The sequence below is a fragment of the Enterobacter dykesii genome (genome assembly GCF_008364625.2).
Classification (GTDB): Bacteria; Pseudomonadota; Gammaproteobacteria; order Enterobacterales; family Enterobacteriaceae; genus Enterobacter; species Enterobacter dykesii.
Map to the genome: position 1 here is coordinate 2,121,991 of NZ_CP126604.1, position 15,696 is coordinate 2,137,686.

Genomic DNA, 15,696 nt, shown 5'->3' on the forward strand with positions numbered 1-15,696 from the left:
ATAAGGCGCGAAAGGCGTCATTGTGGTACTCTATAGCAATCATTAAAAAGAGAATTTATCAGGGCGTGTAGTGCCCTTTAACGCTATGACAGAACAACAAAAATTGACCTTCCCGATGCTCCTGCAACAGCTCGATTCTCTGATGCTGCGCGACAAACAGCGCTTCGCCCGTCGTCTGCACGGCGTTAAGAAGGTTAAAAATCCTGATGCTCAACAGGCCATTTACCAGGAGATGGCGAAAGAGATTGAACAGGCGGCAGGGAAAGTCTTGCTGCGCGAAGCCGCGCGCCCGGCGATTACCTACCCGGAAAACCTGCCCGTCAGCCAGAAAAAACAGGACATCCTTGAGGCCGTCCGCGACCACCAGGTGGTGATTGTGGCGGGGGAAACCGGTTCGGGGAAAACCACCCAGCTGCCGAAAATCTGTATGGAGCTGGGACGCGGCCTGAAAGGGCTGATTGGTCACACCCAGCCGCGTCGTCTGGCGGCGCGTACCGTGGCGAACCGTATTGCCGAAGAGCTGCAGACGGAGCCGGGCGGCTGCATCGGCTACAAGGTGCGATTCAGCGACCACGTCAGCGATAACACCATGGTCAAGCTGATGACCGACGGTATTCTGCTGGCGGAGATCCAGCAGGATCGCCTGCTGATGCAGTACGACACCATCATCATTGACGAAGCGCACGAGCGCAGCCTGAATATCGATTTCCTGCTCGGCTACCTGAAAGAGCTGCTGCCGCGTCGCCCGGATCTGAAAATCATCATCACCTCCGCGACCATCGACCCGGAGCGCTTCTCGAAGCATTTCAACAATGCGCCGATTATCGAGGTGTCAGGACGCACGTATCCGGTTGAAGTGCGCTATCGCCCGATTCTGGAAGAGGCGGATGATACCGAGCGCGACCAGCTGCAGGCTATCTTCGACGCCGTTGACGAGCTGGGCAACGAAAGCGCGGGCGACATCCTGATCTTCATGAGCGGCGAGCGCGAAATCCGCGACACCGCCGATGCGCTCAGCAAGCGCGACCTGCGCCACACGGAGATCCTCCCGCTTTACGCGCGCCTGTCAAACAGCGAGCAGAACCGCGTGTTCCAGCCGCACGGCGGGCGCCGCATCGTCCTGGCGACTAACGTGGCGGAAACCTCGCTGACCGTACCGGGGATCAAATACGTGATCGACCCGGGCACGGCGCGCATCAGCCGCTACAGCTACCGCACGAAGGTTCAGCGGCTGCCGATTGAGCCGGTCTCTCAGGCTTCCGCAAACCAGCGTAAAGGCCGCTGCGGCCGCGTGTCGGAAGGGATCTGTATTCGTCTCTATTCCGAAGACGATTTCCTGTCGCGCCCGGAATTCACCGATCCGGAAATTCTGCGCACCAACCTGGCGTCCGTTATCCTGCAGATGACCGCGCTGGGGCTAGGCGACATCGCGGCGTTCCCGTTCGTCGAAGCGCCGGACAAACGCAACATACAGGACGGCGTACGCCTGCTGGAAGAGCTCGGCGCAATTAGCACCGACGAGCAGGCGACGGTCTACAAGCTGACGCCGCTGGGCCGCCAGCTCAGCCAGCTGCCGGTGGATCCGCGTCTGGCCCGTATGGTGCTGGAAGCGCAGAAGCACGGCTGCGTGCGCGAAGCGATGATCATTACCTCGGCGCTCTCCATTCAGGACCCGCGCGAGCGTCCGATGGACAAGCAGCAGGCGTCTGACGAAAAGCACCGTCGCTTCCACGACAAAGAGTCCGACTTCCTCGCCTTCGTGAACCTGTGGAACTATCTCGGCGAGCAGCAGAAAGCGCTCTCCTCGAACCAGTTCCGACGCCAGTGCCGCGTGGATTTCCTCAACTACCTGCGCGTGCGCGAGTGGCAGGATATCTACACCCAGCTGCGCCAGGTGGTGAAAGAGCTGGGCATTCCGGTGAACAGCGAGCCGGCGGAGTATCGCGAAATCCATATCGCGCTGCTGACCGGCCTGCTGTCCCACATTGGGATGAAGGACGCCGAGAAGCAGGAGTATACCGGCGCGCGCAACGCCCGTTTCTCCATCTTCCCCGGTTCCGGCCTGTTCAAGAAGCCGCCGAAATGGACCATGGTCGCCGAGCTGGTTGAAACCAGCCGCCTGTGGGGGCGCATTGCCGCGCGTATCGATCCGGAATGGGTGGAGCCGGTGGCGCAGCATCTGCTTAAGCGCTCGTACAGTGAACCGCACTGGGAGCGCGCGCAGGGTGCGGTGATGGCGACCGAGAAGGTGACCGTTTACGGCCTGCCGGTGGTTGCCGCGCGGAAGGTCAACTACAGCCAGATTGACCCGGCGCTCAGCCGCGAGCTGTTTATCCGCCACGCGCTGGTGGAGGGAGACTGGCAGACGCGCCACGCCTTCTTCCGTGAAAACCTGAAGCTGCGCGCCGAAGTGGAAGAGCTGGAGCATAAATCGCGGCGCCGCGACATTCTGGTGGACGATGAGGCGCTGTTTGAGTTTTACGACCAGCGCATTAGCCATGATGTGATTTCCGCCCGCCATTTCGACAGCTGGTGGAAGAAGGCCAGCAAAGAGACGCCGGACCTGCTCAACTTCGAAAAAAGCATGCTGATTAAAGAGGGCGCGGAGTCGGTCAGCAAGCTCGACTACCCGAACTTCTGGCATCAGGGCAACCTCAAGCTGCGTCTGACCTATCAGTTTGAGCCAGGGGCCGACGCCGACGGCGTGACCGTCCACATTCCGCTGCCGCTGTTAAACCAGGTCGATGAAGGCGGGTTTGAATGGCAAATTCCCGGCCTGCGCCGCGAGCTGGTGATTGCGCTGATCAAATCCCTGCCGAAACCGGTGCGCCGTAACTTTGTTCCCGCGCCGAACTATGCGGAAGCCCTTTTAGGCCGCGTCACGCCGCTGGAGCTGCCGCTGCTGGACGCGCTCGAGCGTGAATTCCGACGCATGACCGGCACCACCATCGACCGTGAAGACTGGAACTGGGATCAGGTGCCCGATCATCTGAAAATAAGCTTCCGCGTGGTGGACGATAAAAATAAAAAGCTGCTGGAAGGGCGCTCCCTGAGCGAGCTGAAAGAGGCGCTCAAAGGCAAAGTTCAGGAGACGCTGTCTGCGGTGGCCGATGACGGTATCGAGCAGAGCGGGCTGCATATCTGGAGCTTTGGTCAGCTTCCGGAAAGCTACGAACAGAAGCGCGGTAACTATAAGGTCAAAGCCTGGCCGGCGCTGGTGGACGAGCGCGACAGCGTGGCGATCAAACTGTTTGATAATCCGCAGGAACAGCAGCAGATGATGTGGCGCGGGCTGCGTCGCCTGCTGCTGCTCAACATCCCGTCGCCGATCAAGTATCTGCACGAGAAGCTGCCTAACAAAGCCAAGCTCGGGCTGTACTTCAACCCGTACGGCAAGGTGCTGGATCTGATTGACGACTGCATCTCCTGCGGCGTGGACAAGCTAATCCACGAGGCGGGCGGTCCGGTCTGGACGGAAGAGGGCTTTGCTCAGCTTCATGAAAAGGTGCGCGCGGAGCTGAACGATACCGTGGTGGAAATAGCGAAACAGGTCGAGCAGATCCTCACCGCCGTGTTTAATATCAACAAGCGCCTGAAGGGGCGCGTGGATATGACCATGGCGCTGGGGCTCTCGGACGTGAAGGCGCAGATGGCGGGGCTGGTCTATCGCGGTTTTGTCACCGGCAACGGCTTCAACCGTCTCGGCGATACGCTGCGTTATCTACAGGCGATTGAAAAACGTCTGGAAAAAATGGCTATCGACCCGCACCGCGATCGCGCGCAGATGCTGAAAGTGGAGAGCCTGCAGCAGGCGTGGCAGCAGTGGCTCAACAAGCTGCCGCCGGCGCGCCGCGACGATGAAGACGTGCAGGCGATCCGCTGGATGATCGAGGAGCTGCGCGTCAGCTTCTTTGCCCAGCAGCTCGGTACGCCGTATCCGATTTCGGATAAGCGTATCCTGCAGGCGATGGAGCAGATTTCCGCTTAAAACCCGGTTTTCTCCCTCTCCCTGTGGGAGAGGGTATCATTTTCACCCGTTCACCATTGCCAGCGTAAACCCATCCCATCCCTTAACCCCCACCGTTTGCAGCGCGGTGGCGGTTAGGCGCGGGTTATCCCCAATCATTTCGATAAAACGCCGCACACCCAGCACGCGCGCGTCGTCGCTTTGCCCGTTAATCACTTCGCCATCGCGGACCACGTTATCGCCAATGATTATCGTGCCGGGACGTGAATAGTGCAGCGCCCATTCCAGATAGCCGGGATTGTTTGGCTTATCGGCATCAATAAAGATCAGGTCGAACGGCGGAACCTCACCGAAATTCTCCAGCGAGCTCAGCGCCGGGCCTTCAATTAATTCAATGCGTTCGTTTAACCCAGCAAGCTGAATATTCTGGCGCGCAACGCGGGCATGTGTGGGATCGGCCTCAAGCGTAATCAGCTTCCCGTCCGGCGGCAGGGCGCGCGCCATCCAGATCGAGCTGTAAGCACCCAGCGTACCAATCTCCAGAACGCGCCGCGCCTGCGTCATGCGCACGAACAGCGCCAACAGCTGCCCCTGATTGGCCGCCACGTCGTGTTCGGGCAGCCCGGCGCGCTTGTTGTTTTCCAGTACCTGACTCAGCACGTCATCGTCAGGGATCAGCGAAGAAATCATGTAATTATCTACTGCAGACCATCGTTGATGCATAGATTGACTCCTTGGATTTTTCTCCCTCTCCCTGTGGGAGAGGGGCGAGGTGAGGGCATCAGCGCGCAAGCCGGGTTCATGCACTCTTCCAGCCGCCGCCCAGTGCTTTATACAAATCGATCTGCGCCAGCAGCAGGTTATTTTTCACCTGCACCACGCTGGTCTGCACCGAGTACAGCGTGCGCTGCGCGTCCAGCACGTCCAGATAGGAGGAGTAGCCGTTGCGATTGCGGTTCTGCGCAATGCGCAGCGTCTCCTGCGCCACATCCTGCTGGGCAAGCAGCTCGGTCAGCTGTTCCTGATAGCGCGCAATAGCATCAAGGCTGTTGTTCACTTCGGCAAACGCGTTACGCACGGTTTTTTCATAGGCGTACAGCGCCTGGTTACGCTGGGACTGGGAAATATCCACCTGCGCATTCAGCGCCTGGCGGTTCAGCAGCGGCGCAAGAATGCTGCCCCCGACGCTCCAGAGCTGAAGCGGATTGTCCAGCAGGCCGGACAGGGTGCGATCCTGTATCGATCCTGTCGCGGTCAGGTTGATCGACGGCAGCAGGCTCGCGCGCGACGCGGCAAGCGAGGCGTCGGCCGCAACCAGCTGGCGTTCGGCCTGAACGATATCCGGCCGACGGTTCAGGAGCGTAGACGGCAGCTGTGACGGCAGCGTCAGCGGCGTTAGCGTCTCAAAGCTTTCGCTGCGCGCTACCGCCCCGGGATTGCTTCCCAGCAGCAGGCTGAGGGCGTTTTCCTGCTGTGCAATCTGATGCTGCAGCACGGGAACCTGCGCTCGCGTTGAGCGGAGTTCGGAATCCGACTGCATCAGCTCCAGACGCGAGCTGTAGCCCGTCTCAAACTGACGTTTCGCGAGGTTAAATGCCTCTTCGCGCGATTTCAGGGTGGATTCGGTCACGCGCAGCTGCTCATCAAGCGAGAGCAGGGTGACATACCCGGATGCAACGGAAGACGCGACGGTCAAATCCGCGGCGGCAGCGGCGGCTTTTTGCGCCGCCAGCGAGGCCTCGGCGGCACTGGCCGTGCTGCGGTTGACGCCCCAGATATCCACGTCGTAGCTCGCCGTCAGGCTCCCTCTGTACAATGTGCCGTAAACCGGCAGCCCGGTCGCGGCGGATTGTGAACGGGCGCGCGTCCCCGTTACGCCCGCATCAAGCGAGGGAATGAGACTGCCGTCGGCCGCGAAGACCCGCGCCTGATACTCGTTTATCCGTTCGCGGGCGATCAGCACGTCGCTGTTATGCTGTAGCGCCTGATCCACATAGCGGTTGAGGTTGTTGTCGTGAAAATTGCGCCACCAGAGCTGCTCCGCGGGGCTGGCAGGGCCGGAGACGGTGCGCCACTGGGGGGGGATGTGCAGCGTCGGCTGCGCCTGTTTCACGTCAACGGACTGGCATCCGGCCAGCATGACCGCTGCCACCAGCGCGGCTATCGGGCGAAGGATCATTACTTCGCCTCCCGCGTATCAATGGTCACCTGTACCGACATACCCGGACGCAGCAGCGCGGACTCCTCAGGCTTACCGAGCACCTCAATGCGCACCGGAATACGCTGGGCGATTTTGACAAAGTTGCCGGTGGCGTTATCCGGTGTGATGGCGCTGAACTCCACCCCGGTCGCCGGGGAGATGCTCTCCACGCGGCCCTGATACGCTTTGTTGTTCAGGGCATCAACGGTGAATTTCACCGGCTGACCAACGCGCAGCTCCGCGAGCTGGGTCTCTTTGATATTGGCGATAACCCAGTGCTGCGGAGGCACAAGGGTGGTGAGATGGGTTCCGGCGGTAACGTACGCCCCGAGACGAACGGCGATCTGACCCAGCTGGCCGTCGCGCGGCGCCACAATACGCGTGTTTTGCAGATCGATCTGTGCCAGTTCAAGCGCCGCTTTCGCGTTTTCGACATCCGCCTCCAGCGCGCCGCGGTTCACAATCACCGTCTGCAGATCCTGACGCGACATCTCAAGCAAGGCTTTGGCCTGCTCGATGTCGGCGCTGCCCTGGGCCGCGCTGGCCAGCGCCGCATCGCGTTCGCGTACGGAAAGCGAACCGTCAGCCGCCAGATCCTTCACGCGCTTTAAATCCGCCTGGGTTTTCAGGCTCTGGGCGCGGGCATTTTTCAGCGCCGCGTCGTTTTTGGCGATCGTCGCTTCGGCGCTTTTACGCTGCTGCAGGTTGTTATTAAGCGCGGCAATTTTCATCGCCAGCTGTGCCTCGGCCTGATGCACGCGCTGACGATAGATGCGGTCATCAATCTGCAGCAGCAGGTCGCCTTTTTTAACCTGCACAAAGTCCTGAACCTTCACCTCGGTGATATAGCCATTCACCTGGGGACTGATGAACGTCGTCTGGCCGCGCACGTAGGCGTTGTCGGTAAACTGCGCGTGGCGGGTGAACGGCGGCAGCTGCCACGCGTAAAGGATCACCAGCACGCCGACGATGCCGATGGCGGCGGCGGTGAAAACGGAAACAATGCGCACATTTTTGCGGGTGTTGGCCTGCTCTTTAGCGGCATCCTGCTGACTCATAAACTCTCCAGATGTATTTCAATTATTTATTGCCGGTGGCGTTCTTCAGCGCCATACGGGCAGTGATGCGCAGGCGCAACAGGCGCCATAAAATCCAGACCAGCGTGGCGGCAGCGATGCCCGCCGTCAGCAGATAAGTATCGTTGTAAGCCAGAATATTCGCCTCAAGCGTCGTCACCGTTTGCAGCTGCGTGATCGCCTGCGTTCCCAGCAGCGAATTGTCGCCAATCAGGCTCCGGTACATCTGGGTGTAAATCTGGATACGCTCGTTGACCAGCGGATTGAGCGTGGTGAGCTGGTCCGCCAGCAGGCTGGAATGGTACTTCTCGCGCCAGGTCTGGAAGGTTCCGAGGATCGCGGAGCCCAGCAGGCCGCCGAGGTTCTGGCTCATGCCGAACATCACCGAGAAGCTGACCAGGTTGCGCGGATCGGCGATCACCCCGCCAATGGCGGCCAGCATGGCGGGAGCCAGGAAGAAGGCGCTGCCAAAGCCCAGCAGAAACTGGCTTACCATCAGCTGATCCGGCCGGGTCAGGTTGTTGGACTGGCTGTCCAGCAGCGAGGCAACAATCATCAGCGCCAGGGAGGTGATAATCGGCCACGCAAGTTTCGTGGGTTTGATGGTAAGACAGCTGGTGACAATCCCGCAGACGATCCCGGCGAAAATAGACCACGCCAGGTGGGTCATCTGCTCATTCTGTAACCCCACGTACTGCAGCCAGCCGATGACGCCGGTGTTTTGCTCTGCCAGCACGATACGGATCAGCAGCATGATGAGTCCCAGACGGACGATGCTGCCGCTCGACAGCCAGCGGGTGTTAAGCAGCGGGTTGGCGCGGTTATGTTCAAAGACGATGGCGGCCACAATCAGCACCAGCGATAGCGCCAGCGACCAGCCGATCCACGGCGCCTCGAACCACCAGTCAAGGCGGCCCAGTGAGAGCACGGCGCAGAGCAGGGCCATTCCGGGGGCCATTAAAAAGAAGGTGATAAAGTCTTTCTTCTCAAAGACCTTGCGCCTGTCACCCGGGGGCAGTTTTAAGGCTATCACGCAGGCCAGGGAGATCAGCGCCAGCCCCAGCTCGAAGAAATAGAGCCCGCGCCATTCGTCCAACTGCAGCAGTTCGGTGGAAAACAGGCGGGCCAGAGGGATGGCGAGCGACGACCCGGTAATCCCGATGGTGAGCGCCTTCAGGCGGTGCTTCGCAGGCCAGGCCTGGATCTGATAGTAAATCCCCAGCGAGCTGAGCGCGGCGGCCACCATCCCGTGCGCGGCGCGCACCATCAGCGCCGAACTGAGATCGTTAACGAACAGGTGGAAAAAGGTCACCAGCACGTACAGCACCAGAAAACCTTCCGTGAAGGCGCGCAGGCCGTACTGCTGGCGGAACTTGACCAGCAGCAGGTTGATAGAGATGTTGGTCATGACGTAGACCGCGGGAAGCCAGGCGATTTCGGTCGACCAGGCCCCGAAGGTCCCCTGCAGGTTTTGCAGGTTGGCGGTCACCACCGCATTCCCCAGCGCGCCCGTCAGGCACACCAGCAGGCCAACGACGCCGTAGGCAATGCGTTTTGGCGTACTGTGCTCGGGCGTGGAAGGGGAACCCAGCAGGGCGGGTTTCTCATGAGGCTGCCACTCGCGAGGAGCATAAGGGTCGCGTTCGGGCAGGCGCATAACGTCGTTTACCTTAGAAATAATTGAATAATTAGCGGGCTAGCGATTCTACGTCTGCCGCAAATGATAATTCAAGTGAATATGATTTACGCATGTTAATCAAATGTAGAAGGGAAGTTTAAGGAAAAAGAGCGGCCCGATGTCGCCGTTGTGTTGAGAACCTGAAGTCGCTACCCTGAAGGAATAGAGAGAAGGAGTTCATCATGGAACAGCCCCATTTTCCCATCCTGCCGGACGCCACGCTGGCGGCCATCAATACTGTCGGTGAATGGCTGGCGCAGGATGACCTGAGCGGCAGCCGCCAGCAACCGGACGTCGATGCGGTCATCCTGGCAGGAAACGCGGTGATCCCAACCATTGAGGCGGCCTGCCGGATTGCCGCGCAGAGAGACATCCCGCTTCTGATTAGCGGCGGCATCGGGCATTCAACCACCTTTTTATACGCCGCCATCGGCAGTCATCCGCGTTATCACACCGTACCGGTCACGGGGCGGGCCGAAGCGAGCATTCTTGCCGACATTGCGCGGGTGTTCTGGCAGATCCCCGAGGCGCAGCTGTGGGTTGAGGATCAATCCACCAACTGCGGTGAAAACGCGCGCTTTAGCTGGAATATGCTGAAACAGCATCAGCGAGTGACCGGGCGGGTGCTGGTGGTGCAGGACCCGACGATGCAGCGCCGTACGATGGCGACGTTTGCCCGCGTTTGCCGGGATGAGCCCGTATCACCGCAGTGGATAAGCCATCCCGGGTTTACGCCAACGCTGCAAAATGGCAAAGAGGGCGTGGAATTTAGCGCGGGCAATAGCGGACTGTGGCCCGTTGACCGCTACATTTCACTGGTTCTGGGTGAGCTGCCGCGTTTGTATGATGACGTTAACGGCTATGGTCCGGCCGGGCGGGATTTTATCGCGCATGTTGAATTCCCTGAGGCGGTGATTGCCGCATGGGGACAGTTAAAGGAGGATCCGGTCCTGGCGGATGCGTTGGCCAGACGCTCGCTTCTCTGAATATTCAGTAAATCCCCCTCTCAGGAGAGAGGGGGAACATATTACAGCGCCGCAAACTTATCCAGCGTCCGCACCAGCTGCGTCACAAAACCGTACTCGTTGTCATACCATGCGACGGCTTTCACCAGCTGCAGCTCTCCCGCTTCTGACACCTCCGTCTGCGTGGCGTCAAACACCGAACCGTAATGCGAGCCAATCACATCGGACGACACAATCTCTTCGTCGGTATACCCGAACGATTTATTGCCCTGCGTCGCCTTTTTCAGCGCGGCATTGATCTCCTCAACGGTCACTTTCTTGCCGAGAATCGCCACCAGCTCGGTGACCGAACCCGTTTTTACCGGCACGCGCTGCGCGTGGCCTTTCAGCTTGCCGCTGAGCGCAGGGATCACCAGACCGATGGCCTTTGCCGCACCGGTGGTGTGGGGAATGATATTCTCTGCTGCCGCCCGCGAAGCGCGAAGGTCTTTCCCGCGCGGGCCATCCACCAGCGCCTGCGTACCGGTATAGGCATGAATGGTGGTCATGGTGCCCACTTTTATTTCAAACGCATCGTTCAGGGCTTTCGCCAGCGGGGCGAGGCAGTTGGTGGTGCAGGATGCGACGGAAATAATGGTGTCACTGGCGTCAATGGTATCGTCATTCACGCTGTAGACGATGGTTTTCATTTCACCCGCGGGCGCAGAGATCAGCACTTTCTTCGCGCCGGCGTCCAGGTGCGCCCGTGATTTCTCTTCTGAAGTATAAAAGCCGGTGCACTCCACGACGATATCCACACCTGCAGCTTTCCACGGAATGTGCTTCGCCTCTTTTTCGGCGTACACCGCAATGGTTTTACCGTCCACAATCAGCGCATCCTCGGTGAAATCGACGCTCCACGGGAAGCCACCGTAGTTGGAATCATGCCTGAGCAGGTAGGCCAGCACTTTCGGTGAGGTGAGGTCGTTGATGGCGACGACGGTATTGCTGTCCTGGGTTTCAAGAAGGCGACGCAGTACTAGGCGCCCAATGCGTCCAAAGCCGTTAATGCCAATTTTACTCATGGTGTTCTCCTGTAAACGTGTCGATACGACAGTTTGAACTCATCCAGGCTTAGACCATCACGGACAGGGCGGCAATTGAAGATGCTTCATGCGGGAGGAAGTATTTGAAAAACCATACAGAAAAGTTAATGAATTTTTAAGGAAAGGGGATTATGTTGGCGCGATAACTGTTTTTAATCGGGAAATGACATGCGCACTAAATATACAAGCCTGCAAATCGGCATCCACTGGCTGGTGTTTCTGTTAATCATCGTCGCCTACTGCGCCATGGAGTTCAAAGGTTTCTTCCCTCGCACCGCGCGTCCAGCGATCAATATGATCCACGTCTCGTGCGGTATCAGTATCCTGGTGCTGATGGTGACGCGTCTGCTGGTTCGCCTGAAATTCCGCGCGCCACCGATTCAGCCGAAGCCAAAAGCGATGGTGACGGGGATGTCCCATCTGGGACACCTGGTGGTGTATCTGCTGTTTATTGCGCTGCCGCTGATTGGCATTGTGATGATGTATAACCGGGGGAGCGAATGGTTTGCTTTCGGCCTGGCGATGCCGCATGCGGCGGAGTCCAATTTTGACCTGGTTGATGTGCTGAAAGAGTGGCACGAGACGCTGGCGAACCTGGGCTATTTTGTGATTGGCCTGCACGCGGCGGCGGCGCTGATGCACCACTATTTCTGGAAAGATAATACCCTCCTGCGCATGATGCCGAATAAGCGTCAATAAAGGCGAAAAACAGGCCGGGTAGGCGCAGCGCCACCCGGCTTGTTTTTTAACTCAGTAGCGCACGCTCTTCATCAGTTAACGCCAGCGGCTGCGTTGACCCCGTCTCCGACGACTTCACCGCCGCTTCCAGCACGCCCATGACCGCCAGTGCCTCAACAGGGTGGACAGGATTGGTGATTTTCCCAAGCAGCGCATCACGTACGTTGACGTAATACTGGCGCTGATCGCCTTTCGGGGTAGGGATCGTCTGCGGTGCGCCGTCGGCCCCAAAGAACACCATGCTGTCGCTGTCTTCGCCCCAGGTTTCACTGCCGGGAGTTACCCCTGAGAGCAACTGCGCTTCCTGCTGATCGATTCTGGCTTTTACCACGCTGCCCTTGTCCCCGTGGACGGTAAAGCGTGCCGTACCGCCAGCAACCAGCATGCTGGCGTGCAGAATGACCTTATGCTCCGGGTAGTTTAAGACCACGTGCGCCCAGTCGTTAATTTCTGCGCCGTCGCGCAGCGTCGCGATATTCCCCTGAACCGACTGCGGCAGGCCAAAAAGCTGTAGCGTCTGGTCAATCAGATGAGGACCCAGATCAAACCACAGACCGCTCCCGGGTACGTTCTGCTCGCGCCAGCGTACGCGAACTTCCGGGCGGAAACGGTCGATGTGCGATTCCATGTGTTTAACCTTGCCGAGCGTGCCTTGCTCGATAATCTGCTTAATGCCGAGGAAATCGCTGTCCCAGCGGCGGTTGTGGAAGACCGAGAGCAGCAGCTGCTTTTCATCCGCCAGCGCAATCAGGTCGCGGGCTTCCTGCATGTCGAGGGTAAAAGGTTTATCCACGACCACGTGTTTACCCGAGTTCAGGGCAAGCGTCGCCAGCGGGGCGTGCGTGGCGTTGGGGGAGGCAATCACCACCAGATCGATATCAGGATGCTGAATAGCCTCTTCCGGTGTTGCCACCACCTGTACGTCCGGCAGGTCGCGTTTAACCTTCTCTTCATCACGAGAAGAGACCACGGCCAGCTTAATCCCGTCCACAGACTGGATCAGCGGGGCATGGAAGGTTTTACCGACAAATCCATACCCGATCAGCGCAATGTTGATTGTTTGAACTTTACTCATGACCTTCTCCACGTTAATTCGCGCACACCGTAACCTGCAGTGCGCTATGGTCCCCAAGCTCAGGCCAGGGACGATCTAAAAAGAGTTGTTGGATGCTGGATAACCCGGAAACCAGATACGGCTCGCAGCGGTTAATTTTCAGGTGGTCGGCGACAATCCAGTGCGCATGGCTTGCGTCGAGCATCGCGCGTTTAACCTCGGCATCCGCTTCTTTACCGGCGCTCAACCCGAGTTCGGCATGAATGGCGCACGCCCCAAGTATGGCGATATCTGCCCGATACCGGGACAGCAAAGACAGCGTGGCGCTTCCGGCAAACAGTCGCTGCTTGTGGTCCCATTTCCCGCCGAGCAGGATCAGCTCAATATCTTCCCGGTCGCTAAAATGCTGGGCGATATCCAGCGACGTGGTAATGACGGTGAGCGGCCCCTGAAGAAAGGTGGCGACGGCCATCACCGTGCTTCCGGCATCCAGAAACAGGGTGGAGCCCGGTGGAACCTGCTTTGCAACCAGCTTACCCAGGCGCTGTTTGGTCTCCGGCAGCAGCGTGTTGCGTCCATGACGATTCATAGCGGAAAGGTTGAGCGCGATGGCTCCGCCGTGGTTCTTCTGCGCAAGGCCCTGGTTTTCCAGGTCGGTCAGATCCCGACGGATGGTGTCCGCTGATACCTGCAGCTTTTCTGCCAGCTCGGTGATGGTGGCCTGGCCTTGCTCGCTGAGTAAATCCAGGACGTAGCGTTGACGAGCGGTTTTGTGCATGGGGGGCATTCCTGCAAAATGTTGCAATAGTTTGCATAATACAGCATTTAGCCGCAGAGAGAAGAGGAATGTCCTTAGGACGATGTGCAGAGGCATGATGATTCAGATGCGTGATTATTAAAATATTATTAAGCAGGTATAAGTAAGCCGTTTTGAATGTTAATCACTATGTTATTGTTATGTTTTATTTAACGGTTTGGATTATGCAACCAGTACATTGCTTCTGGGTGGAATAAAAAGCTGATTTATTCGTAATTATTGGCATTTAATTTCTTACATTAGTTATTTAATGGTTTTTAATTTCAATCAAATCCGCCGAGTTACTTAAACTGACACTTCTTTGAAAATCTTTGTGTCTGACCCGCGCTGAAATTAACGCAAAAATGTGCATATTACGAATTAGGAATTTTCCTTAAATAACAGTGGGTTTATATGTTTCATTTGAAAGTCTATTTTCAGGGTTTTGTCCAGAAACCCCATGTTTTTTCTTATTTGTAACACCGCATTAACATTGTGGGTGTAGTGGGCTATACCGCATTTTGTTATGCTGCTAACCACTTTAAGAAATAAGTAAATTCTTAATTGGAATTAGACGCAGGCAGATCTCATCTCCAATGGAAATGGGTGTGGGGAGTATTACCTTAAATTCAGCAAGGTAGCTAAATAAGATATTTGTCTAATTATCTATACCTCTTCTTGGGTATTTGCTTGAGTAACACTCAGAGTCAGGGAGATAACATGACGATATTACGAAAGCCTATGTTACGACGATTTACAGCAGCACTGGCATTCATTTCATTAGCCATAAATACGGCGTACGCCAATAGCAGTCAGGTGGGCATTGCCCCGGTTGCCACGACAACCTTAAAAGAAAGTATTCTTTTTGCGATCGATCGCGATCCGTCAATTAGTCAACAGGCCGCGCAATTAGGTATTGGCCAGGCACAAATAGATGAAGCGCGCAGCGGCTGGATGCCGCAAATATCGCTGAACGGGAGTACAGGGCACAGCCAGACCACCGATTCCAGCGGATCGCTGAAGAATTCAGCCGCCTGGGGGCTGAGCCTGACGCAGCTGCTGTACGATTTTGGCAAAACCAATAATAGCATCAGCCAGTCCTCCGCCCAGCGCGATAGCTACCGCTATCAGCTGATGGGCACGCTTTCGGACGTGGCGGAGAAAACGGCGCTGAGCTATGTAGAGGTCAAACGCTATTCCGATCTGCTGCAGGCGGCAATTGATAACGTTCAGGCGCTCAAAAACGTCGAGCAGCTGGCAAAGCTGCGCGCAGACGCGGGCGTGAGTTCCACCTCCGATGAGCTTCAGACCCGCACGCGCATTGCCGGCATGCAGGCGACGGTCGCGCAGTATCACGCCGCCTTAAACAGCGCGCGCGCCAGGCTTGCGGTATTAACCGGAATGCAGGCAGAGGCTTATTCGCCGGTGCCCGCGAATCTTGCCGTAGAGCCTGACTCGCTCAACCGCATCGATTATTCCCTGATACCGGCGGTGATGGCCGCGCAGAACATGGAACGTTCGGCTCAGTATGGCGTGGAAACGGCTAAGTCCCAGCACTGGCCGACGTTAAGCCTGAAGGGTGGGCGCACCCGTTATGAATCGGACAACCGTTCGTACTGGGACGACCAGATCCAGCTCAATATAGACGCGCCGCTTTATCAGGGGGGCGCGGTTTCCGCTCGCGTTCGGCAGGCTGAAGGCGCACGGGCCATGGCCTCTTCTCAGGTCGATCAGGCGCGTTTCGATGTCCTGCAAAAAGCCTCCGTCGCGCAGGCGGACTGGACCGGCGCACGGGGAAGAATGGAGGCCGGAAAGCAGCAGCTGGAAAATGCCCTGCGGGCCCGCGATGTTTATAAAAATGAATACACCCTGAGCAAGCGCAGCATTAACGATCTGCTCAGCGTTGAGCAGGATGTCTGGCAGGCCACCTCAGCGAAAATAATCGCCGAGTATGACGGCTGGAGTTCGGCAATTAATTATGCTTCCGCGGTTGATAATTTGATGCCGCTTATCGGAATAGAGAAAAACGCAGCCGCAAAATTACCCGATTTGAGTTAAAAAAAGACGCGCCTTTCTGCGCGAAATAAGTCTGACAATAATGGGTGTTTTTTCCCAGGGATAGCTACATCCGTCTGGT

11 protein-coding genes are annotated in these 15,696 nt (G+C 57.6%); 4 read left to right on the forward strand and 7 right to left on the reverse strand.

The window, feature by feature from the left end:
• Nucleotides 1-85: 85 nt before the first annotated feature.
• On the forward strand, nucleotides 86-3,988 hold the full coding sequence (hrpA, locus tag F0320_RS10310) for an ATP-dependent RNA helicase HrpA (protein ID WP_149323765.1): 3,903 nt from the start codon (nucleotides 86-88) through the stop codon (nucleotides 3,986-3,988).
• Nucleotides 3,989-4,030: 42 nt separating this feature from the next.
• Here the strand turns inward: hrpA and F0320_RS10315 are convergent, their stop codons facing one another.
• The 4 genes from F0320_RS10315 to F0320_RS10330 form a co-directional block, all read right to left on the reverse strand.
• A complete protein-coding gene (locus F0320_RS10315; RefSeq protein ID WP_149323766.1) occupies nucleotides 4,031-4,690 on the reverse strand; it encodes an O-methyltransferase in 660 nt (219 codons plus the stop codon).
• 76 nt (nucleotides 4,691-4,766) lie between these two features.
• Entirely contained in the window at nucleotides 4,767-6,146 is a 1,380-nt protein-coding gene (locus tag F0320_RS10320) for an efflux transporter outer membrane subunit (protein ID WP_149323767.1), read from the reverse strand.
• Nucleotides 6,146-7,225 carry an HlyD family secretion protein gene (locus F0320_RS10325; RefSeq protein ID WP_126328478.1) on the reverse strand — a complete coding sequence of 360 codons (1,080 nt, stop codon included), beginning with the start codon at nucleotides 7,223-7,225 and terminating at the stop codon, nucleotides 6,146-6,148. The genes F0320_RS10320 and F0320_RS10325 overlap by 1 nt, the downstream gene beginning before the upstream one ends.
• A 22-nt stretch (nucleotides 7,226-7,247) precedes the next feature.
• Nucleotides 7,248-8,900, reverse strand: coding sequence for an MFS transporter (locus F0320_RS10330; protein WP_126328479.1), 1,653 nt, complete (start codon nucleotides 8,898-8,900; stop codon nucleotides 7,248-7,250).
• Between the two features lie 203 nt (nucleotides 8,901-9,103).
• Between F0320_RS10330 and F0320_RS10335 the strand changes: the two genes are divergently transcribed.
• Nucleotides 9,104-9,907, forward strand: a complete 804-nt coding sequence (locus F0320_RS10335; protein ID WP_126328480.1) for a YdcF family protein — start codon at nucleotides 9,104-9,106, stop codon at nucleotides 9,905-9,907.
• Between the two features lie 41 nt (nucleotides 9,908-9,948).
• Here the strand turns inward: F0320_RS10335 and gap are convergent, their stop codons facing one another.
• On the reverse strand, nucleotides 9,949-10,950 hold the full coding sequence (gap, locus tag F0320_RS10340; RefSeq protein WP_029740556.1) for a type I glyceraldehyde-3-phosphate dehydrogenase: 1,002 nt from the start codon (nucleotides 10,948-10,950) through the stop codon (nucleotides 9,949-9,951).
• 189 nt (nucleotides 10,951-11,139) lie between these two features.
• On the opposite strand from gap, the gene cybB reads away from it, so the two are divergent.
• The gene (gene cybB / locus F0320_RS10345) at nucleotides 11,140-11,670 is read left to right on the forward strand and encodes a cytochrome b561 (RefSeq protein WP_047651233.1); all 531 of its coding nucleotides are present in this window, start codon (nucleotides 11,140-11,142) and stop codon (nucleotides 11,668-11,670) included.
• A 46-nt stretch (nucleotides 11,671-11,716) separates the two neighbouring features.
• On the opposite strand, the gene F0320_RS10350 is transcribed toward cybB, so the two are convergent.
• Complete coding sequence (locus tag F0320_RS10350; protein WP_126328481.1) at nucleotides 11,717-12,784, reverse strand: oxidoreductase; 1,068 nt, start codon at nucleotides 12,782-12,784, stop codon at nucleotides 11,717-11,719.
• A 13-nt stretch (nucleotides 12,785-12,797) separates the two neighbouring features.
• On the reverse strand, nucleotides 12,798-13,541 hold the full coding sequence (locus tag F0320_RS10355; RefSeq protein WP_047651235.1) for a DeoR/GlpR family DNA-binding transcription regulator: 744 nt from the start codon (nucleotides 13,539-13,541) through the stop codon (nucleotides 12,798-12,800).
• A gap of 738 nt (nucleotides 13,542-14,279) precedes the next feature.
• On the opposite strand from F0320_RS10355, the gene F0320_RS10360 reads away from it, so the two are divergent.
• A complete protein-coding gene (locus F0320_RS10360) occupies nucleotides 14,280-15,617 on the forward strand; it encodes a TolC family outer membrane protein (RefSeq protein ID WP_047651236.1) in 1,338 nt (445 codons plus the stop codon).
• Nucleotides 15,618-15,696 lie beyond the last annotated feature (79 nt).

Excerpts from the sequence above, each read along its gene's own strand:
- hrpA (WP_149323765.1), top strand. The coding sequence starts at position 86 with ATGACAGAACAACAAAAATTGACCTTCCCGATGCTCCTGCAACAGCTC.
- F0320_RS10315 (WP_149323766.1), bottom strand. The coding sequence starts at position 4,690 with ATGCATCAACGATGGTCTGCAGTAGATAATTACATGATTTCTTCGCTG.
- F0320_RS10320 (WP_149323767.1), bottom strand. The coding sequence starts at position 6,146 with ATGATCCTTCGCCCGATAGCCGCGCTGGTGGCAGCGGTCATGCTGGCC.
- F0320_RS10325 (WP_126328478.1), bottom strand. The coding sequence starts at position 7,225 with ATGAGTCAGCAGGATGCCGCTAAAGAGCAGGCCAACACCCGCAAAAAT.
- F0320_RS10330 (WP_126328479.1), bottom strand. The coding sequence starts at position 8,900 with ATGCGCCTGCCCGAACGCGACCCTTATGCTCCTCGCGAGTGGCAGCCT.
- F0320_RS10335 (WP_126328480.1), top strand. The coding sequence starts at position 9,104 with ATGGAACAGCCCCATTTTCCCATCCTGCCGGACGCCACGCTGGCGGCC.
- gap (WP_029740556.1), bottom strand. The coding sequence starts at position 10,950 with ATGAGTAAAATTGGCATTAACGGCTTTGGACGCATTGGGCGCCTAGTA.
- cybB (WP_047651233.1), top strand. The coding sequence starts at position 11,140 with ATGCGCACTAAATATACAAGCCTGCAAATCGGCATCCACTGGCTGGTG.
- F0320_RS10350 (WP_126328481.1), bottom strand. The coding sequence starts at position 12,784 with ATGAGTAAAGTTCAAACAATCAACATTGCGCTGATCGGGTATGGATTT.
- F0320_RS10355 (WP_047651235.1), bottom strand. The coding sequence starts at position 13,541 with ATGCACAAAACCGCTCGTCAACGCTACGTCCTGGATTTACTCAGCGAG.
- F0320_RS10360 (WP_047651236.1), top strand. The coding sequence starts at position 14,280 with ATGACGATATTACGAAAGCCTATGTTACGACGATTTACAGCAGCACTG.